General features: G+C 31.7%; 2 protein-coding genes and 1 pseudogene. 1 reads left to right on the forward strand and 2 read right to left on the reverse strand.

The window, feature by feature from the left end; genetic code table 11:
- Positions 1-389, forward strand: a 389-nt coding sequence (locus HG1285_RS01805; protein WP_008289299.1) for a GGDEF domain-containing protein, incomplete at its 5' end; no start/stop codon positions are given.
- 3 nt (positions 390-392) lie between these two features.
- Here HG1285_RS01805 and HG1285_RS01800 read toward each other — a convergent pair.
- Together HG1285_RS01800 and HG1285_RS01795 are read right to left on the reverse strand one after the other, a co-directional pair.
- Positions 393-1,229, reverse strand: a complete 837-nt coding sequence (locus HG1285_RS01800) for a c-type cytochrome (RefSeq protein ID WP_008289300.1) — start codon at positions 1,227-1,229, stop codon at positions 393-395.
- Positions 1,226-1,483, reverse strand: a pseudogene (locus HG1285_RS01795) (cytochrome bc complex cytochrome b subunit); the annotation flags it as partial. The gene HG1285_RS01800 and the pseudogene HG1285_RS01795, both read right to left, overlap by 4 nt.

The following is a 1,483-nucleotide window of genomic DNA, read 5'->3' on the forward strand; positions in this document are numbered from 1 at the left end:
AACAGGTAAATGATGAATATGGTCATGATGTTGGTGATAAGGTGTTAAAGGAAGTTGCAAATATTATAAAGAATACAATAAGAGAAGCAGACCTTGCAATAAGATATGGTGGAGAAGAATTTATGGTATTACTTATGGATGTAAACCCTGAAAAAGCTGCTGAAATTGCAGAAAAAATAAGAAAAAGAGTAGAAAACAAAGTAATAGCTATAGGTAGTATAACATTAAGAAAAACTGTAAGTATAGGAGTAAGTGTATTTCCAGTAGATAGCGAACATTTCTGGCAGTGTATTAAATTTGCAGACGTTGCACTTTATAAAGCCAAAGAAGAAGGTAGAAATAAAGTTGTTAGATTTGAAAAAGATATGTGGCAAAGTGAGGAGTATTAATCCTCACTTTATTTTTGCCCATACTTTTTTCTTCCATGCGTAAGTTAAAAATACACCGATTAAAACGTATCCGAGTATCCACAGTCCAAGTTTGTCTCTCTGCTTTTTATGAGGGTCTGAGATTTCTTGAAGATATGCAATAACTTTTTCAGCTGATTCTTTTTTTAATCCAAGTCTTGGCATAGATGTACCAGGCAGTACAGCTTGAGGATTGTTTATAAAAGCTTCTAAATATTCTTTGGTTTTTGAACGTCCCTTTAAAGATAAATCAGGAGGTACTTTCCCTAAATATTTTTTTAAATTTTCAGCATGTGTAAATGCTTTTATTTTTTGGTATTTTACGCTGTGGCATCTTGTACAGGCGTCTTCTAAGATTTTCTCACCTGTTATATTTTTATTGGCTGTTGTTTCTAAAAATGCAATTATATCAGCTATCTGCTGGTCTGAAAGTTGAGACATTGGAGGCATTGCAAATTTTGGGTTTTTTGTGGCATTTTGAGGATTTTTAATAAAGTTAAACAAGAAGTGTTTTTCAACAATAGCTGCCATATTAGATAAATCAGGAGGAATTACATTAAAAGCCTGCATAGCTGTATTTTTATCCATCATAGCTTTTAAATTTTTTGCCTTTAGGCTGTGGCATGACTGACAGTTCTGTTTAAAAATGTTTTCTCCATTTTTAGGATTTCCTTTTATGTTAATGTCATATTTCAGGTCTAAATAATTAAAGTCAGGTTTTGGAATTCCTCCATACATTTCATGATGGGCAAAAGGTTCAATACCGTAATATCCTATTAAAACAATAACCGCTATAATGAAAAGTATTTTTAATTCCTTCATTTACTATCCCCTTCAAGCTTTTTCTTTTCAATTTTGGCAATTATTGGCAGCGATATAAAAAATCCAAAAAATACTAAACTTGCACCAAATCCAATCCATGCATAAAGCCCAGTAGGAGGTAATTTACCAAGTATTGTAAGCAGTAAAAAATCTATTATAAATATTCCAAATGCTATTTGAAATAAAGGCCTGTTTTTCCCACTAACAATTGGGGATTTATCAATCCATGGAAGAAATAGAATTAAAATCATACT

It is taken from the genome of Hydrogenivirga sp. 128-5-R1-1, assembly GCF_000171895.1.

Excerpts from the sequence above, each read along its gene's own strand:
- HG1285_RS01800 (WP_008289300.1), bottom strand. The coding sequence starts at position 1,229 with ATGAAGGAATTAAAAATACTTTTCATTATAGCGGTTATTGTTTTAATA.